General features: G+C 74.0%; 20 protein-coding genes. 15 read left to right on the top strand and 5 right to left on the bottom strand.

Going from position 1 to position 24,220, the window contains the following annotated elements:
- The first annotated feature begins 23 nt into the window (after window positions 1-23).
- A complete protein-coding gene (locus GA0070620_RS14455; protein WP_091591106.1) occupies window positions 24-1,664 on the top strand; it encodes a DAK2 domain-containing protein in 1,641 nt (546 codons plus the stop codon).
- A complete protein-coding gene (recG, locus tag GA0070620_RS14450; RefSeq protein WP_091591103.1) occupies window positions 1,661-3,883 on the top strand; it encodes an ATP-dependent DNA helicase RecG in 2,223 nt (740 codons plus the stop codon). The genes GA0070620_RS14455 and recG overlap by 4 nt, the downstream gene beginning before the upstream one ends.
- A gap of 317 nt (window positions 3,884-4,200) precedes the next feature.
- On the opposite strand, the gene GA0070620_RS14445 is transcribed toward recG, so the two are convergent.
- Window positions 4,201-5,715 carry a cell wall anchor protein gene (locus GA0070620_RS14445; RefSeq protein ID WP_091591101.1) on the bottom strand — a complete coding sequence of 505 codons (1,515 nt, stop codon included), beginning with the start codon at window positions 5,713-5,715 and terminating at the stop codon, window positions 4,201-4,203.
- Window positions 5,716-6,026: 311 nt separating this feature from the next.
- Here GA0070620_RS14445 and rsmD point away from each other — a divergent pair, with 311 nt between their 5' ends.
- The 9 genes from rsmD to GA0070620_RS14400 all read left to right on the top strand — a co-directional run bounded on the left by rsmD (window position 6,027) and on the right by GA0070620_RS14400 (window position 14,038).
- Window positions 6,027-6,590, top strand: coding sequence for a 16S rRNA (guanine(966)-N(2))-methyltransferase RsmD (gene rsmD, locus GA0070620_RS14440; protein WP_091591099.1), 564 nt, complete (start codon window positions 6,027-6,029; stop codon window positions 6,588-6,590).
- Complete coding sequence (gene coaD, locus GA0070620_RS14435) at window positions 6,587-7,075, top strand: pantetheine-phosphate adenylyltransferase (RefSeq protein ID WP_091591097.1); 489 nt, start codon at window positions 6,587-6,589, stop codon at window positions 7,073-7,075. Before rsmD ends, coaD begins: the two co-directional genes overlap by 4 nt.
- Before the next feature lie 295 nt (window positions 7,076-7,370).
- Window positions 7,371-7,868, top strand: coding sequence for an SPFH domain-containing protein (locus GA0070620_RS14430; RefSeq protein WP_091591095.1), 498 nt, complete (start codon window positions 7,371-7,373; stop codon window positions 7,866-7,868).
- Between the two features lie 109 nt (window positions 7,869-7,977).
- Window positions 7,978-8,541, top strand: a complete 564-nt coding sequence (locus GA0070620_RS14425) for a YceD family protein (RefSeq protein WP_091591093.1) — start codon at window positions 7,978-7,980, stop codon at window positions 8,539-8,541.
- 5 nt (window positions 8,542-8,546) lie between these two features.
- Window positions 8,547-8,720 carry a 50S ribosomal protein L32 gene (rpmF, locus tag GA0070620_RS14420; protein ID WP_091591091.1) on the top strand — a complete coding sequence of 58 codons (174 nt, stop codon included), beginning with the start codon at window positions 8,547-8,549 and terminating at the stop codon, window positions 8,718-8,720.
- A 114-nt stretch (window positions 8,721-8,834) separates the two neighbouring features.
- The gene (locus GA0070620_RS14415) at window positions 8,835-9,815 is read left to right on the top strand and encodes a phosphate acyltransferase PlsX (RefSeq protein ID WP_091591089.1); all 981 of its coding nucleotides are present in this window, start codon (window positions 8,835-8,837) and stop codon (window positions 9,813-9,815) included.
- Complete coding sequence (gene rnc / locus GA0070620_RS14410; protein ID WP_091591087.1) at window positions 9,812-10,741, top strand: ribonuclease III; 930 nt, start codon at window positions 9,812-9,814, stop codon at window positions 10,739-10,741. Before GA0070620_RS14415 ends, rnc begins: the two co-directional genes overlap by 4 nt.
- A complete protein-coding gene (mutM, locus tag GA0070620_RS14405; protein ID WP_091591084.1) occupies window positions 10,734-11,591 on the top strand; it encodes a bifunctional DNA-formamidopyrimidine glycosylase/DNA-(apurinic or apyrimidinic site) lyase in 858 nt (285 codons plus the stop codon). Before rnc ends, mutM begins: the two co-directional genes overlap by 8 nt.
- A gap of 230 nt (window positions 11,592-11,821) precedes the next feature.
- Window positions 11,822-14,038, top strand: coding sequence for an MMPL family transporter (locus GA0070620_RS14400; protein ID WP_091591082.1), 2,217 nt, complete (start codon window positions 11,822-11,824; stop codon window positions 14,036-14,038).
- Window positions 14,039-14,088: 50 nt separating this feature from the next.
- On the opposite strand, the gene GA0070620_RS14395 is transcribed toward GA0070620_RS14400, so the two are convergent.
- Both GA0070620_RS14395 and GA0070620_RS14390 read right to left on the bottom strand, forming a co-directional pair.
- The gene (locus GA0070620_RS14395; protein ID WP_231922378.1) at window positions 14,089-14,958 is read right to left on the bottom strand and encodes an endo alpha-1,4 polygalactosaminidase; all 870 of its coding nucleotides are present in this window, start codon (window positions 14,956-14,958) and stop codon (window positions 14,089-14,091) included.
- Between the two features lie 85 nt (window positions 14,959-15,043).
- A complete protein-coding gene (locus GA0070620_RS14390) occupies window positions 15,044-16,465 on the bottom strand; it encodes a CAP domain-containing protein (protein ID WP_091591080.1) in 1,422 nt (473 codons plus the stop codon).
- Between the two features lie 371 nt (window positions 16,466-16,836).
- Between GA0070620_RS14390 and GA0070620_RS14385 the strand changes: the two genes are divergently transcribed.
- The 3 genes from GA0070620_RS14385 to GA0070620_RS14375 all read left to right on the top strand — a co-directional run bounded on the left by GA0070620_RS14385 (window position 16,837) and on the right by GA0070620_RS14375 (window position 21,623).
- Window positions 16,837-17,031, top strand: coding sequence for a hypothetical protein (locus GA0070620_RS14385; RefSeq protein ID WP_091591078.1), 195 nt, complete (start codon window positions 16,837-16,839; stop codon window positions 17,029-17,031).
- A 357-nt stretch (window positions 17,032-17,388) separates the two neighbouring features.
- On the top strand, window positions 17,389-21,003 hold the full coding sequence (smc, locus tag GA0070620_RS14380) for a chromosome segregation protein SMC (RefSeq protein WP_091591075.1): 3,615 nt from the start codon (window positions 17,389-17,391) through the stop codon (window positions 21,001-21,003).
- Window positions 21,003-21,623, top strand: coding sequence for an HAD-IA family hydrolase (locus GA0070620_RS14375; RefSeq protein ID WP_091591071.1), 621 nt, complete (start codon window positions 21,003-21,005; stop codon window positions 21,621-21,623). The genes smc and GA0070620_RS14375 overlap by 1 nt, the downstream gene beginning before the upstream one ends.
- Window positions 21,624-21,674: 51 nt before the next feature.
- Here GA0070620_RS14375 and GA0070620_RS14370 read toward each other — a convergent pair whose 3' ends face one another.
- Window positions 21,675-22,622, bottom strand: a complete 948-nt coding sequence (locus GA0070620_RS14370; protein WP_091591070.1) for an SMP-30/gluconolactonase/LRE family protein — start codon at window positions 22,620-22,622, stop codon at window positions 21,675-21,677.
- A 77-nt stretch (window positions 22,623-22,699) separates the two neighbouring features.
- Between GA0070620_RS14370 and GA0070620_RS14365 the strand changes: the two genes are divergently transcribed.
- Window positions 22,700-23,680 carry an ArsR/SmtB family transcription factor gene (locus GA0070620_RS14365; RefSeq protein WP_091591068.1) on the top strand — a complete coding sequence of 327 codons (981 nt, stop codon included), beginning with the start codon at window positions 22,700-22,702 and terminating at the stop codon, window positions 23,678-23,680.
- On the opposite strand, the gene GA0070620_RS14360 is transcribed toward GA0070620_RS14365, so the two are convergent.
- Window positions 23,667-24,188 (bottom strand): DinB family protein, encoded by a 522-nt coding sequence (locus tag GA0070620_RS14360; protein WP_091591066.1) that lies wholly within the window; start codon window positions 24,186-24,188, stop codon window positions 23,667-23,669. The two genes, GA0070620_RS14365 and GA0070620_RS14360, sit on opposite strands and share 14 nt — an antisense overlap.
- Window positions 24,189-24,220: the final 32 nt, after the last annotated feature.

The following is a 24,220-nucleotide window of genomic DNA, read 5'->3' as shown; positions in this document are numbered from 1 at the left end:
GCGTCCGCCAGTAGGCTTCTCGCGTGCTGGACACCCTCGACGCCGCCGCGGTCCGCCGCTGGTGCGCGGGCGGGTTGGCCGCGCTCAAGCAGCACCAGGCCGAGATCGACCAGCTCAACGTCTACCCGGTGCCCGACGGTGACACCGGCACCAACCTGGTGCTCACCCTGACCTCCGCCCAGCAGGCGCTCGCCATGGACCTGGACACCGGGCCCGACGGCACGGCGACCCCGCACGGGCACGCGCTGCGGCTGATGGCCCGCGGCGCGTTGCTGGGCGCGCGGGGCAACTCCGGCGTGATCCTGTCGCAGATCCTGCGCGGCTTCGCCGACGCCGCCGCGGTCACGCCGGCCCTGCGCGGCCGGGAGTTGGCCGCCGCGCTGCGTGACGCGACGGCGGCCGCCTACGCGGCGGTCGCCCGGCCGGTGGAGGGCACCCTGCTCAGCGTGGTCGCGGCGGCGGCCACGGCCGCCGAGCGCGCCGACAGCGACGACCTGTGCGCGGTCGCCGGTGCGGCGGCCGGTGAGGCGGCGGCCGCACTGGCTCGCACCCCCGACCAGTTGCCGGCGTTGGCCCGGGCGGGTGTGGTCGACGCCGGGGGCCGTGGCCTCTGCCTGCTGCTCGACGCCCTGGTCGAGGTGGTGACCGGTGAGCGGCCGGCCCGGGTGGCGCCCGCCCCGCGAGCGCCCCAGCCGCCGGCCACCGCCGTCCGGGAGACCGGCTCCGACGCGTACGCCTACGAGGTGCAGTTCCTCCTCGACGCGGGGCGGGCGGCGGTCGACCGGCTGCGCGACGTGCTCGCCGGCCTGGGCGACTCGCTGGTGATCGTCGGTGACGGCGACGGGCCGGAGCCGACCTGGAACGTGCACGTCCACGTCAACGACGTGGGCGCCGCGATCGAGGCGGGGGTGGTCGCCGGCCGGCCGCACCGCATCTCGGTGACCCGCTTCGCCGACCAGCCGCCGACGCCCTCGCCGCTCGCACCACCTCCCGGGCTCGCAGCGCCGGCGGAGGCCGCGCGGGCCGCCGTGGTGGTCGCACCCGGCGCCGGCATCGCCACCCTGCTCGGCGGCGAGGGCGCCACGGTCGTGCCGGGCAACCCGTCCACCGGCGAGTTGCTCGACGCGATCCGTGCCACCGGCGCGGCCCGGGTGGTGGTGCTGCCCAACGACCCCAACACGCAGGCCGTCGCCGGCGCCGCCGCGAAGGAGGCGCACCGGCTGGGCGTCAAGGTCAGCGTCGTGCCGACCCGGTCCCCGGTGCAGGCGCTGGCCGCGCTCGCCGTCCGCGACCCGGCCCGTCGCTTCGAGGACGACGTCATCGCCATGGCCGAGGCCGCCGGAGCCTGCCGCTACGCCGAGGTCTGCTACGCCAACCGCGAGGCGCTGACGGTCGCCGGGCCGTGCCAGCCCGGGGACGTGCTGGCCCTGGTCGACGGTGAGGTGCACCTGATCGGCACCGATCTGGTCGAGACGTGCGCCGCCGTGGTCGACCGCATGCTCGGCGGCGGCGGCGAGCTGGTGACCCTGATCTCCGGTGCGGACGCCCCGGTCGGTCTCGTCGACGCGGTCCGCGCCCACGTCGGGCAGCACTGGCCGTTCGTCGAGGTGCAGGCCTATCCGGGTGGCCAGCCGCACTATCCGCTGGTGGTGGGGGTGGAATGAGCGAGCCGAACGCCGGCGGCGGCGACACGGGGGCGACCGTGGACACGCCCCTCAAGAAGCTGGTGGGGGAGAAGACGGCGAAGGCGCTGGCCGCCCACCTCGGCCTGCACACGGCCGGTGACCTGATCTACCACTTCCCGCGCCGGTACGACGAGCGCGGCGAGCACACCGACATCCGCTCGCTGGACGTCGGCGAGCAGGTCACGGTCCTGGCGCAGGTGCAGCGCACCGCCGTCCGCCCGATGCGTCAGCGCCGGGGCAACCTGCTGGAAGTGACCGTCGGCGACGGCTCGGGCGGGGTCCTCACCCTGACGTTCTTCGGCAACCAGGCGTGGCGCGAGCGGGAGCTGCGCCCCGGTCGGTGGGGCCTCTTCGCGGGCAAGGTCACCGAGTTCCGGGGCAAGCGTCAGCTCAACGGCCCCGAATACGTGCTGCTCGGCGAGGGCGGTGAGGGTGAGGCGGCCGCCAACGAGGAGGTCGAGGAGTTCGCCGGGGCGCTCATCCCGGTCTACCCGGCGGCCGCGGCCGTGCCCACCTGGGTCATCGCCCGCTGCGTCCGGGTGGTGCTGGACACGGTCACCCCGCCGGAGGACCCGCTGCCGGTGACCGTCCGGGCCAACCGCAACCTGGTCGGGTTGGGCCCGGCGCTGCGCGAGATCCACCGTCCGTCCAGCAAGGAGGACCTCTACCGGGCCCGGCGGCGGCTCAAGTGGGACGAGGCGTTCGCGGTGCAGCTGACGCTGGTGCAGCGCAAGCACCGGGCCGCGGACTGGCCGGCCCGGCCCCGCCCGGAGCGCCCGGGCGGCCTGCTCGACGCGTTCGACGCCCGGCTCCCGTACGAGCTGACCCCCGGGCAGCGGGACGTGGGCCGGGAGATCGCCGCCGACCTGGCCACCCCGCACCCGATGCACCGGCTGCTGCAGGGCGAGGTCGGGTCGGGCAAGACGGTCGTCGCGCTGCGGGCGATGCTCCAGGTGGTCGACGCCGGTGGGCAGGCCGCGCTGCTCGCGCCGACCGAGGTGCTCGCCGCCCAGCACCACCGGGGGATGCTCGACCTGCTCGGGCCGCTGGCCCGGGCCGGTGAGCTGGACGCCGCCGAGCACGCCACCCGCGTCGAGCTGGTCACCGGCTCGCTCGGGGCCGCCGCCCGACGGCGGGCGCTGGCCGAGGTGGCGCAGGGGCGGGCCGGCATCGTGCTCGGCACCCACGCCCTGCTCTACGAGGGGGTCGACTTCGCCGACCTCGGGCTGGTGGTCGTCGACGAGCAGCACCGGTTCGGCGTCGAGCAGCGGGACGCGCTGCGCGCCAAGGCCGATCAGCCGCCGCACGTGCTGGTGATGACGGCGACGCCGATCCCGCGCACCGTGGCGATGACCGTCTACGGCGACCTGGAGATCTCCACGCTCTCCCAGCTGCCCCGGGGCCGCTCGCCGATCGCCTCGCACGTGGTGCCGGCCGCCGAGAAGCCCGCCTTCCTGGACCGGGCGTGGCGCCGGCTCCGCGAGGAGGTGGCGGCCGGGCACCAGGCGTACGTGGTCTGCCCGCGTATCGGTGAGGGCCCCGCCTCCGAGGAGGAGCCGCCCCGCGAGGACGACAACGGCCGTCGCCCGCCGCTGGCGGTGACCGAGGTGGCGCCGCTGCTCGCCGAGGGGCCGCTGCACGGGCTGCGGATCGGCGTGCTGCACGGGCGGCTGCCGGCCGACGAGAAGGACGCGGTGATGCGGTCCTTCGCCGCCGGGCAGTTGGACGTGCTGGTGGCCACCACCGTCGTCGAGGTCGGCGTCGACGTGCCGAACGCGACCGTGATGATCGTGCTGGACGCCGACCGGTTCGGGGTCTCCCAGCTGCACCAGCTCCGTGGCCGCGTCGGCCGGGGCTCGGCGCCCGGGCTGTGCCTTCTGGTCAGCGAGGCGGCGGAGGGCAGCCCCGCCCGGGAGCGCCTCGACGCGGTGGCGTCCACAACGGACGGCTTCAAGCTCGCGGAGCTCGACCTGGAGCAGCGCCGGGAGGGCGACGTGCTCGGCGCCACCCAGTCCGGGCGCCGCTCCCATCTGCGCCTGCTGTCGCTGCTGCGTGACACGGACCTGATCCGGGACGCCCGGGCGGAGGCGATCACGATCGTCGAGGAGGACCCGGAGCTGGTCCGGCACCCCGCCCTCGCCGCGTCGGTGGCCGCGCTGGTCGACGAGGAGCGCGCGGAGTACCTGGAGAAGGGCTGACGCCACCCGCGCCGGATCGACCGTTCGCCCGCGACCCGAGGGCCGGGCCCTGTTCGGCCCACCGTGGCCGGGATCGTGCCCCTTCCGGCCTACCGTGGCGGGACCGTGTCCCGTCCGGCCCACCCGTGGCCCGCTGCCCCTGCGCCCGGCCGTCGGCGACGGCTCGGCGACCCCGCACGCCGGGAGTGGGCCACCCACGCGCCGGTGATTCCACCCGCCGAGGCGCGCCTCACGTGTCGGCGCCGACCGGCGCCGGAAGACGACGAGGGCGCGCCGACCGATGGTCGACGCGCCCTCGCGGGTCGCTAGCTACTGGATCAGGCGGTGAACCGCACCCGACGCCGGCGAGCGACGACGAACAGCACCGCGCCGATGGCCAGCAGGGCCAGGGCGCCGGCGGCGATGCCACCGGCCGCGGCGCCGGTCACCGGCAGGCCCGGCTCCTCGCCGCCGCCGCCACCACCGCCACAGTCGCCCTCAGGGGCGTAGACGGCCTCCATCTCGAGCTCCAGGTCGGGGAGCGCGACGAGCGCGGTCTCGGCCTTACCGGCCTTGAACGTGACCGACTCGGACTTGCCCGCGGCGACCGTACGGGTCTCGGTCTTGCCGTCGTAGCTGAACTCGACCTTGACCGGCAGGCCACCCTCCGGGTTGGACGCGGTCAGGGTGAAGTTCTCGCAGTCCGCCTCGGTGGTGACGGTCGGCAGCGGGCAGTCCTCGGGGCGCTGCCACGAGTACGTGCCGCCCTCGATCACCTTGCCGTCGACCAGCACCTCGATCTTGCCGGCGCTCTCGGCGGGCACCACGGTGTCGTTGTTCGCCTTGCCCGGCTCGACGGTGACCTTCTTGGAGAAGCCGTTCTCGCCCTTGACCTCGAACTCGACCGGGTACTTGCTGATCTTGCCGTCGTTGCTGAGCGACACGGTGACGGTGCCGTCGCAGTTGGAGGCGAAGGTCGACGCCGGGGTGGTGCAGCTCTTGTCGCCGCCGTTGTACCAGCCCTGCGGGCCGGTGGACCGGTTGCCCGGCGCGCCCGGCGAGCCGAGCTTCAGGTTGTCGTACCGCTTGCCGCCCTCGACCAGCGGGTCGATGACCTTGTCCTTGTCACCCCAGATCAGGTCGACCTGGGTGTGGCAGTTCGGGATCTCGACGTTCAGCTCGATCTCGGTCTGGTTGCCGCCGACGAAGTCGCTGTCCGGCGTGCCGTAGACGTACTGCGGGGTGGCGAACTGCGGCCGCGGCGCGAAGTACGAGACCAGCGTGAAGTACTGCTTGGTGTCACCGCAGAGCGGCAGGTTGCCGTCCAGCTTGACGGTCGCGGTGCCCTTCGGCCCGTCGAAGGTGTGGCTGTACTTCGCCTTGCTGGCGTCCACGCACGTCGGCGCCGGCTTGCACGGCTCGTCAGCGGAGAGGTTGATGCTGCCCTCGTTCTCGGCCCGCTGAGTCTTGTTGTCCTTGTACCAGGCGGCCTTGACCTTGAGGGTGGCCTTCGCGGTGTCGCCCGGCACTCGCTGGACGGCCTCGACGAACGAGCCCTGGGCGATGACAACCTGGTCCAGCGGCTTGGTGCCAGCGCCCTCGACGGCGACGGTAACCGGCGTGGCCGGGCTCGCCGTCACCTTCCTGATCGTGGCGTCCTTGTTAACTTCGCTGTTCTCGACCTTCCACGTGATGACCCGCTCGCCGGAGAGCTGGTCGCACGCCGCCGTGGCGGTGATGGTCGTGTGGTGGGCGCTGGCTGGGGCGGCCACCGCGGCGGCCCCGGTGAGGCCGAGCAGGACGGCCCCCAGGACGGCCAGCGGTCGCCGCAGCGACAGCTTGGGACGGATCACGCGTAACTCCCGGGGTGGAAGATCGGGGATGTTGGGGCGGCGGAGGCGGCTGGACGGTCGCTGACGAGCGCCGCGCGTCCGATGCGTGTGCCTTGCCCGCTGCCTGGTCGGTGCTGCGTCACCGACACCCGGCAGACCCTAGCGACATCGACGTTCGCATTACAGCCCTCAGCATCCGCTAAGACTGATGTTATGAATGTGAGATCATTGATATACGGTCGGTGATCCACTCGTTGCGCTGCCGCACCCATGGTGTCGGTCGTCGGCGTCGCGTCGTCGCGTAGCGTCATGACCATGAGCGGGAGCAGGCGGTGACCCGGATCGTGGCCGGGGCGCTCGGTGGCCGGCGGATCGCCGCGCCGCCCGGCGCCGGGACCCGGCCCACCTCGGACCGGGTGCGGGAGGCGTTGTTCAGTGCGGTGCAGACCGAGGTCGACCTGGACGGCGCTCGCGTCGCGGACCTCTACGCCGGGTCCGGCGCGGTCGGCCTGGAGGCGCTGTCCCGGGGGGCCGGGCACGTGCTGCTGGTCGAGTCCGACGCGCGGGCCGCGCGGGTGATCCGGGAAAACATCGCCACGTTGGGCGCCGCGCCCGCCGCCCGCCTGGTCACCGGGAAGGTCGCCACGGTGCTGGCCGGGGGCCCGGAGGTGGAGCCGTACGACCTGGTCTTCGCCGACCCGCCCTACGCGGTGCCGGACGCGGAGATCACTGCCGTGCTGGCCGCGCTGGTCGAGCACGGCTGGCTGGCGCCGGAGGCGCTCGTGGTGGTCGAGCGGTCCAGCCGGAACGCGCCCCTCGCCTGGGTGCCGGGCATCACCGGGGAGCGCAGCCGCCGTTACGGCGAGACCACCCTTTGGTACGGTCGCCGATCATGAGACGTGCGGTGTGTCCCGGTTCGTTCGACCCGGTCACCAACGGACACCTCGACATCATCGGTCGGGCCAGCCGGCTGTTCGACGAGGTGATCGTCGGCGTGCTGGTGAACCAGTCGAAGAGTGGCCTGTTCACCGTCGAGGAGCGGATCGACATGCTCCGCGAGGTGACCGCCTCGTACGACAACGTACGGGTGGAGTCGTTCCGCGGGCTGCTCGTCGACTTCTGCCGCGCGCAGCAGGCGAGCGTGCTCATCAAGGGTCTGCGGGCGGTCAGCGACTTCGACTACGAGCTCCAGATGGCGCAGATGAACATCGGGCTCGCCGGGGTCGAGACGCTCTTCATGCCGACCAACCCGCTCTACTCGTTCCTCTCCTCCAGCCTCGTCAAGGACGTGGCGAAGTGGGGCGGTGACATCTCCGCGCACGTCCCGGACCGGGTCCGCGCCGAACTCCAGTCCCGCCTCTCCCCACCCCCACGCCCCTAACCCCACCCCCCGCCCCCCCGCCCCCCGCCCCCGGTTTCTCCCGCGATCTTGCACTTTGGGCCCGCGCGGTGTCCGATGCGGGCGATTTGCCGGGGCGGAAAGTGCAAGATCGGCGGCGCGACGGCAAGATCGGCGGCGGTGCGGCGGCGGCGCGACGGGGGCGGGCGGTGGGTGCGGCGCGCCGGTCCGGGCAAGTGCGCGGGCTGACGCGGTGCGCGCGATGATGGGAGGAGCGGGAATCCGGCCGTAACCCGCATCATGTAGGTCGGCCGACGAACGACAGGGGTGAGGACCGGTGGACCCGCTCGATCGCATCGACGAACTGATCGCCATGGTGGACACGGCGCGCTCCGTGCCGATGTCGCGGAACAACTGCATGGTCGACCGGGGCGAGATGATCGCGGCCCTGGACGAGCTGCGTGCCGAACTCCCCGCCGACCTCCGCCGGGCGGCCGCCCTGCTGGAGGAGCGCGACAAGATCATGGAGGCCGGCAAGCGGGAGGCCGACCGGATCATCAGCGAGGGTGAGGCGGAACACGCCCGGCTGGTCTCGGTGAACGAGATCACCGTCTCGGCCGAGCACGAGGGCGCGCGGATCATCGCCGAGGCCCGCGCCGAGGCGCAGCGGTTGCGCGAGGAGGTCGACGACTACGTCGACACGGCGCTGGCCAACTTCGAGCAGTTCCTGACCCGGGCCCTCGCCTCGATCGAACGCGGCCGGGACAAGATGCACGCGCTGCGGGAGATCGGCACCTTCGCTGGGGACGAGGCGGAACGCCCGCTACCCTTCTGAGCGGCACCTCAACCGCCGGCAGGTGGGGCTGGCTGCGCCCCCGGTTCGACGGTCGGGCGGTCACCCAGGTAACCTTTTTTGTCGGCCTCTCACCGGCCGGAGTCTGACTATGCCCAAACACTCGCCTTCACTACTCGACCCCAGGTCGCCGCTGGTCCTCGACACGAGGGACCTGCCGCGTCGGCCTGGTGCGTTGCGTACGGTCAAGCGGGTCGTGCCGGCACCGGCGGACCTCGGCGTGGAGTTGATCGGCGTGCCGGAGGGCGCGGACCTCGACCTCGACCTGAGGCTCGAGTCGGTGTCCGAGGGGGTGCTCGTCTCCGGGACCGTCAGCGGTCCCATCCGGGGCGAGTGCAGCCGTTGCCTGCGCGAGATCAACGACTCGGTGGTCGTGCGTATCCAGGAGCTGTACGCGTACGAGAACAGCACCACGGACACCACGACCGACGAGGACGAGGTGGGCCGGATGCAGGGCGATCTGATCGACCTGGAACCGGCGCTGCGGGACGCGGTGGTGCTCACACTGCCGACCAACCCGCTCTGCCGGGAGGACTGCCCAGGCCTGTGCCCCGACTGCGGGGTGCACTGGGACGATCTGCCGGCCGATCACAGCCACCAGCAGATCGACCCGCGATGGGCGAGCCTGTCGCAACTGACCCGTAAAGAGGAGTAAGAACCGTGGCCGTCCCCAAGCGCAAGATGTCGCGCAGCAACACCCGGTCCCGCCGGGCGAACTGGAAGGCGACCGCGGTCGCGACCGTGGCGTGCCCGCAGTGCAAGTCCCCGAAGCTGCCGCACGCCGCCTGCTCCGTCTGCGGCACGTACAACGGCCGTCAGGTCCTCGAGGTCTGACCTGGACGCCGAGTGACGCCCCCGACCTCGGGTCGGGCGGCGCGCGCACCCTGGCACTCGCCCGGTGTCCCGGCTCCTTCCGACGCCGGCCGGCACGTACCGGCCGCCGCTGGAGTGGAGCCGGGCACCGCGCGGATCGCCGTTGACCTCCTCGGCGGGGACGACGCTCCCGCCGTCGTGGTTGACGGCGCTCTGCGGGCCGTGCGCGCCGATCCCGATCTTCACCTGCTGCTCGTCGGCCCCTCCGAGGTCGCCGACGCGCTGATCGCCGCCCTCGACCCGGCCCAGCGGTCCCGCATCACCGTGCGGCCGGTGCGTGCCGCCGTCGGCATGGCCGACCATCCGAGTGCCGCACGGGCGGAGAGCACCGTCCGCGCCGCCGTCACCGCCATCCGCGAGGGCACCGCCGACGCGATGGTCTCCGCCGGTTCGACCGGCGCCACCGTCACCGCCGCCGCGCTCAGCCTCGGCCGCTGGCCGGAGGTCCGCCGGCCGGCCCTGGTCGCCTCCCTCCCCGCCGTCGCCGGTCCCGTCGTCCTGCTCGACGTGGGCGGCTCCCTGGAACCCCGCCCGGCCACCCTCGTCCGGCACGCAGTGCTCGGCGCGGCGTACGCGGCCGTCGCGCACGCCGTGGCCGCGCCACGGGTCGGGCTGCTCTCCGTCGGCGTCGAGGCGGGCAAGGGTGACCGGGTGCGTCGCGCCGCCGATCCCGTGCTCGCCAGCGAGCCGCTGCCCTGCGAGGCCCGCTACGTCGGGCTCGTCGAGGGCTACGACGTCTCGGTCGGCGCGCGCGCCGATGTGGTGGTCACGGACGGTTTCACCGGTAACGTCCTGCTGAAGGCGATCGAGGGCGCGTACGAGATGGCCGGCGGTCCCCCCGCCGGCGGCGGCGCGCCCCGTGCCGCCGCCCTGCTCGGCGTCGCCGGAACGGTGGTCGTGTGCCACGGTTCGGCCGGCGCCGACGACGTCGCCTCCGGCATCGCCCTGGCGGCCCACCTGTGGCGTCGACGCGTCACCGACGCCGTCGCCGCGCTGCTCTCCGGCAGCGCCCCGGCCGACCACGACCGCACCACCGATGAGGTAGCCACACCATGAGCAACGACAAGCGGCGGCGGGCGTCCGTCGGTCACCTGGAGGCCGCGTTCGGCGTGACGCTGGACCCGGAGCTGCTGGAACGCGCGCTGACCCACCGGTCGTACGCGTACGAGAACGGCGGCCTGCCCACCAACGAGCGGCTGGAGTTCCTCGGCGACTCGGTGCTCGGCGTGGTGATCACGACGGCGCTGTTCCACAACCACCCCGACCTCCCGGAGGGACAGCTCGCCAAGCTGCGCGCCAGCGTGGTCAACATGCGGGCGCTGGCCGACGTGGCGCGTGGCCTCGGCCCGGACGGGCTCGGCGCCTACCTGCTTCTCGGCAAGGGTGAGGAGACCACCGGCGGCCGGGACAAGGCGAGCATCCTCGCCGACACCCTGGAGGCGCTGCTCGGGGCGATCTACCTCCAGTACGGCCTGGACACGGCCGCGATCGTCATCCACCGCCTCTTCGACCCGCTGATGGCGGAGTCGGCCGGCCGGGGCGCCGCGCTGGACTGGAAGACGAGCCTCCAGGAGCTGACGGCGGCACTGGGGCTGGGCGTGCCCGAGTACCGGATCGAGGGCACCGGTCCCGACCACCTGAAGACCTTCACCGCCTGGGTGGTGGTCGCCGGCAACCGCTACGGCGGCGCCGAGGGGCGCAGCAAGAAGGAGGCCGAGCAGCGGGCCGCCGAGGCCGCCTGGCGGAACCTGACCGAGCAGGCCGAGCGGACCCCGCACGGCGACGGCGGGGCGAGCACCGCCCAGAGCGGCGAGTCCGGCGGCAACGGCGCCGGGCCGTCCGGCAACGGCTCCGGCCCGCACGGGGCGGCGCGCGCCGAGGCCACCAGCGGAGCCGACGCCACCACCGAAGTGGCTGCCGCGACGGACGCCGACGCCAGGGCCACCGCCGGCGGCCGGGACGCGGGGCCGGCACGTGCCTGAGCTGCCCGAGGTCGAGACCGTCCGGCAGGGCCTGGCGCAGTGGGTGATCGGCCGGCGGATCGAGTCCGTCGAGGTGCGCCACCCGAGGGCGGTGCGGCGGCACGTGCCCGGTGGGCAGCACTTCGCCGACGTGCTGGCCGGCCGGACGATCCTCGACGTACGCCGTCGCGGCAAGTACCTCTGGCTGCCGCTGGACTCGGGTGACGCGGTGGTCGGCCACCTCGGCATGTCCGGTCAGTTGCTGCTGCAACCGGCGGACGCCCCCGACGAGACGCACCTGCGGGTGCGGTTCCGGTTCGCCGACGACGGCCCGGAGCTGCGCTTCGTCGACCAGCGCACGTTCGGCGGCCTGGCGGTGAGCGAGGGCGGGGCGGAGCTGCCGGCGGAGATCGCACACATCGCCCGGGATCCGATGGACCCCCAGTTCTCCGACGCCGGGTTCGTGGCCGGGCTGCGGCGACGGCGCACCGAGGTGAAGCGGGCGCTGCTCGACCAGACGTTGATCTCCGGGGTGGGCAACATCTACGCCGACGAGGCGCTCTGGCGGGCCGGCCTGCACGGCGCCCGGCCGACCGACGCGTTGACCGGCCCGGCCGCGCAGCGGCTGCTGGGACACGTACGGGACGTGCTGGGCGAGGCCATCAAGCAGGGGGGCACCAGCTTCGACGCCCTCTACGTCAACGTCAACGGCGAGAGCGGCTACTTCGACCGGTCGCTGAACGTCTACGGCCGGGAGGGCGAGCCCTGCCGCCGCTGCGGTGCGCCGATCCGGCGTGAACCGTTCATGAACCGGTCCTCGTACAGCTGCCCGCGCTGTCAGACCCGCCCCCGGGGTGCCCTGCGGGGTTGACCCTGAGTCGTCTCGGGGGCGCGGTTCGCGTGTCGGTCGGCGCCGCTCCGGGCGTACCCCCGGTGACTGTCTGATTCGCGACCGGCGCCCCGCCGACGGGCCTGGGGCGAGCGGCCGTCGCGCCCGGGTGGACACCGGGGCCGGGCCGGGGCGCTCCCGGATGTCCGCGGACGGTTCCGTCCCTAGCGTCAGCACCGTTGACATGGGCTGACGGAACAGGGGGAACCGTGATGGGGGCGAGACCGGTGACGGTCCGGTTGGCGCGGTGGAGCGCCGAACATCCGTGGCGTGCGATCGCGCTGTGGGTGGTGTTCGTGGCGGTGTGTTTCGTGGGGGGAAACGCCGCGGGCCTCAACGAGGCCACGAACTCCGACCAGGCGATCGGCGAGTCCGGCCGGGCCGGGGTGATCGTCGAGGGCGGTGACTTCCACGAGCCGGCGGTGGAGAACGTCCTGATCACCGCGCGTACGGGCACGCTCGACCAGGCGGCGGCGCGGGCCGCGGCCGGCGACGCGGCGGACCGGCTGCGGTCGGTGGTCGGGGTGGCCGACGTGGGGCAGCCGGTGCCGGCACGGGACGACTCCGCCCTGCTGCTGCCGATCACCATGTCCGGCGACCCGGAGACGGCGTCGGACCGGCTGCAACCGCTGCTCGACGCCACGGCCGCCACCCAGGACGCCCACCCGCAGCTGCGCATCGAGCAGGTCGGCGGTCCGTCGGTCAACAAGGCGCTCGACGACACCCTCGGCAAGGACTTCCAGCGCGCGGAGCTGCTCAGCCTGCCGGTGACCCTGGCCATCCTCATCATCGCGTTCGGCGCGCTCATCGCGGCCGGCGTGCCAGTGCTGCTCGCGCTCTCCTCGGTGGCCGCGGCGATGGGGCTCTCCACCCTCGCCTCGCACCTGGTGCCGGCGACCGATGTCACGGCCAGCGTCATCCTGCTCATCGGCATGGCGGTCGGCGTGGACTACTCGCTGTTCTACGTGCGCCGGGAACGCGAGGAACGGGCCAAGGGACGCTCCGGCCTGGACGCCGTGGAGATCGCCGCGGAGACCAGCGGACACGCCGTCGTGGTCTCCGGCTTCGCCGTGGTCATCTCGATGGCCGGCCTGCTGCTCGCCGGTGACGCGGTCTTCTCCTCGCTCGCCGTGGGTTCCATCCTGGTGGTCGCCGTCGCCGTGACCGGCTCGTTGACCGTGCTGCCCGCGCTGCTGGCGAAGCTGGGCCGCTGGGTCGACCGCCCCCGGGTGCCGCTGCTGTGGCGGTTGACCGCGCCGCGTACCGGGCGCCCCGGGGAGGCCCCGCCACGGTTCTGGCCGGCCGTGCTCCGGCCCGCGCTGCGAGCGCCGGTGGCGACGCTGGTGATCTCCGTCGGGCTGCTGCTCGCCCTCGCCGCGCCCGCGCTGGGCATGAAGCTGAAGTTCCCCGGCATGGAGGACCTGCCGCGCAGCACGCCGGCGATGCAGGCGTACGACCGGTTGACCGCCGCCTTCCCCAGCAACGGCACGAGCCACACCGTGGCGGTCCGGGCGCCCGCGGCCGACGCCGAGCGGGTGCGGGCCGCGCTGACCGACCTGGCCGGCCGGGCCGGCGGCGACCCGCTCTTCGCGCCCGTCGAGGCGGACGGCCCGAAGATCCGGGTGTCGGACGACCGGCGGGTGTCGGTGCTGGAGGTGGCCACGCCGTACGCCAGCCGCGACGACCGGGCCGTCGACTCCCTGCACCGGCTGCGGGAAGACCTGGCGCCGGCCGCGCTGCGTGGGGTTCCCGGCATCGAGTACGCGATCGGCGGTGGCGTCGCCGCCAGCGAGGACTACGCGGCGCACGTCCGGGACAAGCTCCCGTTGGTGATGGGGTTCGTGCTGGTGCTCACGTTCCTGGTGATGACGCTGACGTTCCGCTCGGTGGTGGTGGCGGTCAGCTCGATCGCGCTGAACCTGCTCTCCGCCGGCGCGGCGTACGGGCTGCTGGTGCTGGTCTTCCAGGGCGGCTGGGCGGACGACCTGCTCGGCTTCACCTCGATGGGCGCGATCGTGTCCTGGCTGCCGCTGTTCCTCTTCGTGGTGCTCTTCGGCCTGTCGATGGACTATCACGTGTTCGTGGTCAGCCGGATCCGTGAGGGGATCCGGGCCGGGATGTCCAACCGCGACGCCGTGGCGTACGGCATCACCACGTCGGCCGGCGTGGTGACCAGCGCCGCGATCGTGATGGTCGGCGTCTTCTCGATCTTCGCGACGCTGAGCACGATCGACATGAAGCAGCTGGGCATCGGTCTCGCGGCGGCGATCCTGCTGGACGCCACGATCATCCGGGCGGTGGTGCTGCCGGCCCTGATGACCCTGCTCGGCGACGCGAACTGGTGGGCTCCGCGCTTCCTGCGCCGCCGTCCGGCGGTTGCGCCGACCGACCCGCCGGCGTCCGCGCCGGAGCTGGTCGGCGTGCGCTGACGATCATCCGGCACGGGCCGGGCCGCACGCGCGGCCCGGCCCGTGCCGCGTCAGGGCAGTGCGCAGGAGATCCGCCACGCGTCGAGGGTGCGCTCCTTGCGCATGGAGGTGAAGCCGTAGCCGACCGTGGTCACGCAGAAGTCGGTGGTCGAGCCCGCGTACTCGACGTGGAAGACCGGCTTCCCCGCCTCGGTGAACGCGAGCAGCTTGGCGCACAGGCCGAGGCGTACGCACTCCTCGTTGACCGCGAAGTCGAAGTCCGGGGCCAGCGCCGCGACCTGGGGCACGTCGTTGAGCAGCCCGGGGGAGAGGTCCAGGGAACGGGCGAGCGTGGCGAGCCGGCGGTTGAACACCAACTGGTCGTCGAAGCCCAGCGGAAAGCCGGAGCGGTGCAGGTAGCCGTCCGCGTCGGCGAGGACCACCGCCCCGAACCCCTTGCCCCGGCAGAGCCGCATCCGGTCGGCCAGCACCGGCTCCAGGGTGTCCCACTGCCGGACGTCGAGCCACCGGCTCCCCGGGCGTCGGCCGGCCGCGCCGCGTACGGTCTCGGGGAACCGGCTCGCGTCCGCGTCGTCGGGCAGCAGCGAACCCACGTGCACCTGGCAGACCAGCCGACGGTCCCGGGCCCGCAGGTCGGCGGTCTCCGCGGTGGTCGTCCGCACCGGGTCGAGCAGGAACACGTCGGCGTCCACGTCCGGGTCGAGCGGGCCGCTCAGCTGCCACTGCCACTGCCAGTGGCGGGCCGACTCCGCCGGCCACGCGGTCGGGGCGCCCGGTGGGGTGAACTCCACGCGGCACCCGTACACCGGAACCAGCAGGAGCAGGACGGCGCCGGCGGACAGTGCCCGGCGCAGCCGGCACCGGACGGCGCGGCGCCGCAGCCGGATCCGCATCGGCAGCTCCCGGGTCCCGGACGGCACCCGGCCGCCCTCACGGGTACGCCACCCCCACGCCGACGTACCTCATCCGGGTGAACGAGCGCGGACCCGCCGACGACTCGCCCGGTCAGCGCGGCGCGGCGAAGACCTGCGTCCAGTACGGCCCGTTGCTGCTGGCGATGCCCACGCCGATCTCGGTGAACGCGCAGTTCAGGATGTTGGCCCGGTGCCCGGGGCTGTTCATCCATGCGTCCATCACCGCGGCCGGCGTCTTCTGGTTCCAGGCCACGTTCTCGCCGTAGGTGCGCCACGTGTAGCCCACCCGGTCGAGCCGGTCACCGGCGTCGCTGCCGTCACTGCCGGTGTGCGACATGTTCTGGTGGTCGGCCTGGTCCTGACTGTGCCGCTGCGCCGCGGTCATCAGCTTGTCGTCGATGCCGAGGGCGCCGCAGCCGGCCTTCGCCCGCTCGGCGTTCACCAGGTCGACGACCTCGCGCGCCTGGGCGCTGACGGTCCCGCTGCCCGAGGCCGTCGTGCCGGCGGAGGTCGGCTTGGGGCTCCGGTCGACGCTGCGTCGGGACGGCGCGGTGGTCCGGGAGGGCGCCGGGGTTGGCCGGTTGGTCCGGGTCGCCGACGGCGTCGGGCGGGCCGTGGTGGGCGAGGCGGTCGGGGCGGGGGCGGCCAGCGCGTCACCGGGGAACGTCTCGTCCCCGGTCGGGGCGGGCGCGGCGGCCACGGTGTCGTCGACCGCGCTCGGCTCGCCCGGATCACCGGGGCCGCCGGGCAGGGCGAACGCGCCGACGCCGAGGCTCACCACCAGGGTGGCTGCCGCGGCGGCCCCGCCGATGAGCAGCGGTCGGGGGAACCGCCGGCGGGACCGGTGCCGCCCCTCCGGGCCGCCCTGGTCGGCGGACGTGGTGCGGGGGTCGATCGGCGGGACGGGGCTGATCGGGGCGGTGGCGTCGTCGACGTGCCAGGTGCCGGCGACCGGCCCGCCGTCGCGCTCGCCGTACGCCGACCAGGCACCGCCCGGCGCGCTGTCGCGGTCGTACGCCGACCAGCCACCGCTCGCGGGCGCGGCCTCGTGGTCGTACGCCGACCACGCCTGCGTGGCGGCGTCGGCGGTCCAGCCGCCGGTCGACGGCTCCGCCGGGACGTCCCCGGCGGCTGGACCGTGGTGCCGACCGGTGGACTCGTCCGCCACCCAGGGGCCGGTCCGCTCCGCGGACCAGTGCGTGGTCGGTTCGTCCCGCCAGCCGCCGGTGGGGAGGTCCCGGTGCCAGCCGTCGGTCGGTCGCTCGTCCCGCGGCGCCGGCTCGGCGACCCACCGGCCGGTCGGCTGGTCGCGCCACCCGTCCGCGGGCTCCGCCCAGCGGCCCTCCGTCGGCTGGTCGCGGTGCCGGGTCTCGGCCGGCTGTTCGGGGTCGTCGCCGAACAGGTAGGCCGACCGCGGCTCCGGGCGGTCGGTCAGCCAGGCCGGTTCGCCGATCGGGGGTTCCGGGCGCCGGCCGGCGCCAGCCGGGTCGTTCGGGTCGGTCCTGCCGTACACGCCTGAGCCTCCAGAGGGTCGGTTGCGGGCCGGGGTGACGCTACGACTGCCCCGCGACCTGCGGCAATGTGGCTAAGGAAGAGTTAAGGGGAAGCCGGACGCCCGGGTGCGGACTTCCCGGGAACGGAGGCGTACAGTAAAGGCGTCCGGACAGAGCGTGTCCGTGCCTCGTGGCAGCCCCCCGGCAAGTGGTCAGGCCGACGCAGAGATGATCTACGGCCTGCGAGAACTTGACGAAGGGGGGTTTGCGGCTCAATATATAAGTGTCGCCAGTCGCGCCCGGCCATGCCCAGATACAGCTGGAATGGCAGTCGCTGACACATGGGCGCGCGTTGGCCGGCCTTTCCGGCAGCGCATATCAAGGAGTCATCATGGCGAAGGCCCTCTACGGCCACGTAGGTGCAGCGCCCGACCGGCGTCTGCTCGACGAGGTCACCCGACTGCGTGCCAGGGTTCAGGCACTCGAGTTCGAGCTCACGCGTCTGCGTGCCGAGAACGATCGGCTCGCTGCCGCCGCGAGTGAGGCGGACGATCTGCTCCGGCTCGCCGAGCCCGCGCTGACCTGATCCCCAGGTCGGAAAACTGAATCGCACCACGCAAAAAAGCGCGCCGACACCTGTGTGCCGGCGCGCAGCTCTGTCTCCACGCATTTCCGCCCCGCAATTAATCGATCTTGGCGCCGGTGCCGTCTCGTCGGTTCCGAGAATGGCGGCGGCCCGGGCGTCACGTGAACGATGATCGCCTTTGCGGCGGCGTACCGATGACCATCGCACGGCCGGCCCGGGTCGGCCGGTGAGCGCTCCGCGGACCGCGGCGCAGGCGGGTCGCGTGCCCGCACCCCGGCGCTGCCGGGTTAGTCTGCGGGTTTACCAGGGTCCGCGCAGCCGGCGACGGTACGGCGGCCACCGGACGAGGATCGGGACGTGCATCTCAAGAGCCTGACGGTGAAGGGCTTCAAGTCCTTCGCCTCCGCGACGACGTTGAAGCTGGAGCCGGGCATCACCTGCGTGGTGGGTCCGAACGGCTCCGGCAAGTCCAACGTCGTCGACGCGATCGCGTGGGTGCTCGGGGAGCAGGGCGCGAAGGCGCTGCGCGGCGGCAAGATGGAGGACGTCATCTTCGCCGGCACCGCCGGCCGCGCCCCCCTGGGCCGGGCCGAGGTGACCCTCACCATCGACAACACCGACGGTGCGCTGCCCATCGAGTACACCGAGGTCTCCATCACCCGCCGCATGTTCCGGTCCGGCGAGAGCGAATACGAGATCAACGGCGACTCCTGCCGGTTGCTCGACATCCAGGAGCTGCTGTCCGACTCCGGCATCGGCCGGGAGATGCACATCATCGTCGGCCAGGGGCGGCTCGACGGCATGCTGCACGCCAAGCCGGAGGACCGGCGCGCGTTCATCGAGGAGGCCGCGGGCGTCCTCAAGCACCGCAAGCGCAAGGAAAAGGCGCTGCGCAAGCTCGACGCGATGCAGACGAACCTCAACCGGCTCACCGACCTCACCACCGAGCTGCGCCGCCAGCTCAAGCCGCTCGGCCGGCAGGCCGAGGTGGCCCGGCGGGCCGCCGCCATCCAGGCCAACCTGCGGGACGCCCGGCTGCGGCTGCTCGCCGACGACCTGGCGACCCTGCGCGCGACCCTGGACAAGGAGATCGCCGACGAGACCGCCCTGCGGGAGCGGCGGGAGCAGGTCGAAGCGGAGCACACCGAGGTGCAGCAGCGCCTCGGCGAGCTGGAGGCCGCCCTCGCCGAGGACGCGCCGCTGCTCGCCGCCGCCCAGGACACCTGGTACAAGCTCTCCGCGCTCCAGGAGCGGTTCCGTTCGATCGAGCAGCTCGCGCGCGAGCGGCTGCGCCACCTCAGCGCCACGCCGGACGACGAGCGCCCCGGGCGCGACCCGGACCAGTTGGAGGCCGAGGCCGAGCGGGTCCGCGAGCAGGAGGAGGAGCTGCGCGGGGCGCTCACCGACGACCAGATCCGGCTGGCCGAGGCCGTGGAGCACCGCCAGGAGCTGGAGCGCCAGCTCGCCGCCGCGGAGCGGCAGCTGGTCGCGGCGGCGAAGGCCATCGCCGACCGCCGGGAGGGGCTGGCCCGGCTCACCGGTCAGGTGAACTCCGCCCGGACCCGCGCCACCACCGGCGGGGAGGAGATCGAGCGCCTCGCCGCCGCCCACGCCGACGCGATGGCCCGCGCCGAGAAGGCCCAGGCCGACCTCGACGCGGTGGCCGAGCAGTCCACCGAGGCGGACCGCGACAACGCCGACCTGGACACCCGGCACGCCGAGGCGGTGGCCGTGCACGAGCGCGCGCAGGCGGCCGTACGGTCGCTGTCCGACGCCGAGCGCGCCGCGGAGAAGGACGCCGCCACCTGGAAGGCCCGCGAGGAGGCCCTCGCGCTCGGCCTGCGGCGCAAGGACGGGGCCGGCGCCCTGCTCGCCCGCGCCGGCGACGTGCCCGGCCTGCTCGGCAGCCTCTCCGGGCTGCTCACCGTCGCGCCCGGGCACGAGGCCGCGCTCGCCGCCGCGCTCGGCGGGCTGGCCGACGCGGTCGCCGTCAGCGGTGTGGACGAAGCGGTCGAGGCGATGCGGCTGCTGAAGATCTCCGACGCGGGGCGGGCCGGCCTGCTGGTGGGCAGCCCCGCGGGTCCGGGCATGGACGGGCCGGCCGACGCGCTGCGACCCAAGCTGCCCGACGGCGCGCAGTGGGCGCCGGACCTGGTGGAGTGCGGCGACCAGCTGCGGCCGGCGGTGCACCAGGCGCTGCGTGACGTCGTCCTCGTCGAGGACCTCGCCGCCGCCGCCGAGCTGGTGAGCGTCAACCCGGAGCTGCGGGCGGTCACCCCGGACGGCGACGTCGTCGGGGCGTACGCGGCGGCCGGCGGGTCGGCCAAGGCACCCAGCTTCATCGAGGTGCAGGCCGCCGTCGAGGAGGCCCGCACGAACCGGATCGCGGCCGAACACACCGCCGCCGAGCTGCGCGACCAGCTGGTCGAGGCGCGCGCCGAGGTGGCCGTCGCCAAGGAGGCGGTGCAGCATGCCGCCGCCGCGAAGCGGGAGGCGGAGAGCCACCGCAACGCGGCCGCCCGCCGACTGGCCGAGCTGGGCGCGGCGGCCCGGTCGGCGAAGGCGGAGACCGACCGGCTCGGCGAGTCCCGGGCGCGCGCCGAGGCCGCCCGCGAACGCGACCTGCTGGCCCTTGCCGAGCTGGAGGAGCGGTTGCGCCTGGCCGAGGAGACCCCGGTCGACGCCGAGCCCTCCACCGAGGAGCGGGACCAGCTCGCCGCGATGGTGCCGCAGGCCCGGCAGAACGAGATGGAGGTCCGGCTGGCGGTGCGTACCGCGGAGGAGCGGGTCTCCTCGATCGCCGGCCGCGCCGACTCGCTGCGCCGGCAGGCCACCGCGGAGCGGGCCGCCCGGGAGCGCGCCGCGGCCCGGCGGGCCGCCCGCACCCGGGGGGCCGCGATCGCCCGGGCCGTCGCCGGTGGCGCCCGCGAGGCGCTGACCCGGCTCACCACGTCGATCGCCACCGCCGAGGAGCAGCGCGACGAGGTGGCGCGCGAGCGTGCCGCCCGGGAGGCCGAGCTCCAGGAGGTACGCGGGGCGGCCAAGCGGCTCGGCGGCGAGCTGGAGCGGCTGACCAGCCAGGTGCACCGCGACGAGGTCGCCCGCGCCGAGCAGCGGCTGCGCATCGAGCAGTTGGAGGCGAAGGCCGCCGAGGACTTCGGCCTCGACGTGGAGACCCTGGTCGCCGAGTACGGCCCCGGCCAGCCGGTGCCGCCGACGCAGGCGGACGTCGCCGCCGCCGAACGGGACGGCCTGCCGGTGCCGGAGCCGGTCCGCTACGAGCGGCCGGTGCAGGAGAAGCGGGCCGCGAAGGCGGAGCGGGAGCTGGCCCTGCTCGGCAAGGTGAACCCGCTGGCGCTGGAGGAGTTCGCCGCGCTGGAGGAGCGTTACAAGTTCCTGTCCGAGCAGCTGGAGGACCTCAAGGCCACCCGGCGGGACCTGCTGACCGTCGTCAAGGACGTGGACGACCGCATCCTGGAGGTGTTCGCCAGCGCGTTCGAGGACACCGCCCGGGAGTTCGAGCAGGTCTTCACGGTGCTCTTCCCCGGCGGCGAGGGCCGGCTGGTGCTCACCGACCCCGACGACCTGCTGACCACGGGTGTGGAGGTGGAGGCCCGGCCGCCCGGCAAGAAGATCAAACGGCTGTCGCTGCTCTCCGGCGGCGAGCGGTCGCTGACCGCGGTGGCCATGTTGGTGGCGATCTTCCGCGCACGGCCCAGCCCGTTCTACATCATGGACGAGGTGGAGGCGGCGCTCGACGACGTGAACCTCGGCCGGCTGATCACGCTCTTGGCGCAGTTGCGGGAGAAGAGCCAGCTCATCGTCATCACGCACCAGAAGCGGACGATGGAGGTCGCCGACGCGCTCTACGGGGTGACCATGCGCGGCGGTGTCACCCAGGTCATCAGCCAACGGCTCAACCGGGCCGACGACGAGGACGAGCGGCAGGGCCGCGGCGAGGAGAACGGGTAGTGGCTCGGGAACGCGCGACGGCGCTCCTGGTGGACTTCGACGGCGTCGTACGGCGCTTCGACCCGGCGGTGGCCGCCGGGGTGGAACAGCGGTACGGCCTCGCCGAGGGGGTGCTCACCGAGATCGCCATGCAGTGGGGCCGACTCCAGCCGGTGCTCACCGGGCAGGTCAGCCACGCGGACTGGATGACCAGCGTCGCCGAGGCGCTGGCCGAGCCGGCGGGCAGCCCGGAGCGGGCCCGGGCGGCGGTCGAGGAGTGGCAGACCTACCGGGGCGAGGTCGACGCGGAGGTGCTCGGCTTCGTCCGGGAGGCGCGGGCCGCCGGCATCCGGGTCGGGCTGGCCACCAACGCCACCGACCGGCTCGACGACGACCTGGCCGCGCTCGACCTGACCGACGCGTTCGACGCGGTGGTCAGCTCGTACCGGCTCGGGGTGAACAAGCCGGCGAAGGAGTACTTCCAGGCGGCCTGCCAGGCGCTCGCCACCCCGCCGGACCGGGTGCTGTTCACCGACGACGAGGACTGGTCGGTGCGGGGCGCCCGTGTCGCCGGGCTCTCCGCCCACCGCTGGACGGGTCCCGGCGACCTGCGCTACCTCCGGGCGGCGCTGGCGTACTGAGCGGCCGGCGCGGGCGCCGGTCGGGTTGTCGCCGGGTCAGGCCGGCGCCGGTCAGCGCACGTCCGGCACCTCACTCACCGTGAACGGCGGCGTGGGCGTCGGGGCGTTGAGCTGACTGTTGACCCACAGCAGGCGGCCACCGTCGCGGGCAAGGGTGGTCGGCGACTGGGCCAGCGGCGCCGGTCGGGACTGCCGGACCACCCGGGCCGTCCGCCGATCCGCGTCGAGGAGCGCCACGTTGACCGCGAAGCTCCAGCCGCCGTGCCCGTCGGGGAAGTTCACCACCCCGTAGAGCCGGTCGCCCTCGAGCAGCAGCCCGTCGGCGCCCATCTGCCCGCCACTCACCCGCACCACCGTCGCGGTACGCCGTCGCAGGTCGACCCGGTGCAGACGTTCGCTGCCCGGCTCGCCGGTGCCCTGGTCGGCGACGAGCGCGTACCGGCCGTCCGGGGTGACGGCGATGCCGTTCAGGAAGCCCGGGGCGGTGGCGAAGTCCGTCGGGGCGAGCCACGGGATGAGTTCACCGATCCGGGTGCGGTCGAGGGCGGCCCGCCACACGGTCCCGGTCGCCGAGTCGGTGACGTAGACGGCGTCGTCGGTCACCGCCACATCGTTGAGCGCGGCTCCGGCGGTCGCCGTCCGCCGGGCGAGCAGCGCGCCGTCCGGGGCGTGCACGAAGAGCGTGCCGGTAACCCAGCCGGCGACGAAGAGGCGGCCGTGCCGGTCCGGGTGCACCCCGGCCGCGCTCGTCCGACCGTCCCCGCCCGCCGGCAGGAACGGCCGAAGCGCGGGCCGGGCGGTGTCGCCCCGGTAGACCGCGCCGGTGGTCACGCTGGTGACGTAGATCGTGCCGTCGGGTGTGACGGCGACGCCCTCGGGCCGTACGTCCGGCTCGCGGGTGACGACGTAGGTGTCCGGTCGGTCGGGGGTGGGGGAGGGCCCGGCGGCGACGGTCAGGACGGTGAGCGCGGCGACGGCCGCCGCGAGGAAACTCGTCATGCGCGAAGGATCGGCCCGGCTCCGTCCACACTCCACACCCTTTCGGGCTGGCGTGAAGGGCGGCTAGCGTCGGCCGCATGTTGACCCTGCACCTGAACGCGACGGACCTCAGCCGCACCACCGTGCGATCCGCGCCGTCGGTGCTGATCGAGCTGGCCGCCGCCGGTCAACGCCTCTTCCAGGCCACCGTGCCGGAGCACCTGGCGCAGTGGCGGGCGCGCACCCGGGCCGCGCTCCGCCCGGCCATGCGGCCCTACCTGGACCTGTGCCGCCTGGCGTGGTGGCTGCCGGACTTCGTCACCCCGCCCGGCCTCGGCAGCGACTTCCGCACGTCGCTCGACGAGGTGGCGGCCACCCCCGTCGAACGGCTGGCGGCGGAGCTGCGGCCTCGCCTGGACGCCGGTGACCTCCCGGCGCGGGTCGGCCCGCTGGCCTCGGGGGAGGCGGCGGCCCGGCGGGAGCTGCTGGCGGCGATGACGGCGTTCCACGCGGTGGCGGTGGCCCCGTACTGGTCGACGGTCGGCGCGGCGGTGCAGACCGACCGAGCCGTACGCGGGCACGCGCTGGTGGACGCCGGGATCGACCGGGTGCTGCGCGATCTCAGCCCGCACCTCTCCTGGCGCTCCGCCGGATCCACCTACCAGTTGTCGTACGAGTGCGCGTTCGGCACGGAGCTGGACGTGGTGCCGGACGGCCGGGGCGTGACGCTGGTGCCGGCCTACTTTTTGCCGCACCCGTGCGTGCTCGACGACCCGGCCGGGCCGCTCGTCCTCGCCTATCCGATCCGCCCGAGCCGGCGTGAGCTGACCACCGCCCGGCCCTTGGCGGACCTGCTGGGACGGACCCGGGCGGCGGTGTTGGGCGTGATCGCCGACGGGCCGAGCACCTCGCAGGTCGCCCGGGCGCTCGGCATCTCGGTCGCCTCGGCCAGCCAGCACGCCTCGACGCTGCGGGCGGCCGGGCTGGTCACGTCGCACCGCAATGGTGTCGCCGTGCTGCACGCGCTCACCCCGCTCGGCGCCCAGCTGCTGCGGGCCGGGCGGGTCAGTCCCCGGTGACGCCGTCGAGGCGCTCGCGGATCAGGTCGGCGTGGCCGTTGTGCCGGGCGTACTCCTCGATCATGTGCGTGTAGACCCAGCGCAGGTTGAAGGTGCGCTGCTTCGGGGTCTTCTCGGTGAAGGTCTCGTCGAGGGAGTGACCGGCGGCCGCGGCCCGGGCCAGCTCGACCTCGCGATGGAAGACCGCGAAGTCGGCCTCGGCGTCGGCGCCGGTCACGTCGAAGTCGGCGTCCGGTCGCTCGGGGGTGAAGTAGGGGTAGTCGACCGTCTCGCCGGCGAAGTTCTCCCGGAACCACCAGGCCTCCACCTCGGCCAGGTGGCGGACGAGCCCGAGCAGGGTGAGCCCGGACGGCTCGACGCTCGGCGTGGTCAACTGCTCGGCGGTCAGGCCGGCGCACTTCACCAGCAGGGTCTGCCGGTGGTAGTCGAGCCAGCCCTCCAGCATGGTGCGCTCGTCGGCGACCAAGGGTTCGGGGGTGCGGGTGATCTCGGGTGCTCTCCAGGTCATGCGGACATGATCGCCGGAACCTCCGACAGCGG

This window comes from Micromonospora krabiensis (assembly GCF_900091425.1).
GTDB lineage: Bacteria > Actinomycetota > Actinomycetes > Mycobacteriales > Micromonosporaceae > Micromonospora > Micromonospora krabiensis.
This window is presented reverse-complemented; position numbering and strand designations above follow the sequence as displayed.

Excerpts from the sequence above, each read along its gene's own strand:
- recG (WP_091591103.1), top strand. The coding sequence starts at position 1,661 with ATGAGCGAGCCGAACGCCGGCGGCGGCGACACGGGGGCGACCGTGGAC.
- coaD (WP_091591097.1), top strand. The coding sequence starts at position 6,587 with ATGAGACGTGCGGTGTGTCCCGGTTCGTTCGACCCGGTCACCAACGGA.
- GA0070620_RS14425 (WP_091591093.1), top strand. The coding sequence starts at position 7,978 with ATGCCCAAACACTCGCCTTCACTACTCGACCCCAGGTCGCCGCTGGTC.
- rnc (WP_091591087.1), top strand. The coding sequence starts at position 9,812 with ATGAGCAACGACAAGCGGCGGCGGGCGTCCGTCGGTCACCTGGAGGCC.
- GA0070620_RS14400 (WP_091591082.1), top strand. The coding sequence starts at position 11,822 with ATGGGGGCGAGACCGGTGACGGTCCGGTTGGCGCGGTGGAGCGCCGAA.
- GA0070620_RS14385 (WP_091591078.1), top strand. The coding sequence starts at position 16,837 with ATGGCGAAGGCCCTCTACGGCCACGTAGGTGCAGCGCCCGACCGGCGT.
- GA0070620_RS14370 (WP_091591070.1), bottom strand. The coding sequence starts at position 22,622 with ATGACGAGTTTCCTCGCGGCGGCCGTCGCCGCGCTCACCGTCCTGACC.
- GA0070620_RS14365 (WP_091591068.1), top strand. The coding sequence starts at position 22,700 with ATGTTGACCCTGCACCTGAACGCGACGGACCTCAGCCGCACCACCGTG.
- GA0070620_RS14360 (WP_091591066.1), bottom strand. The coding sequence starts at position 24,188 with ATGACCTGGAGAGCACCCGAGATCACCCGCACCCCCGAACCCTTGGTC.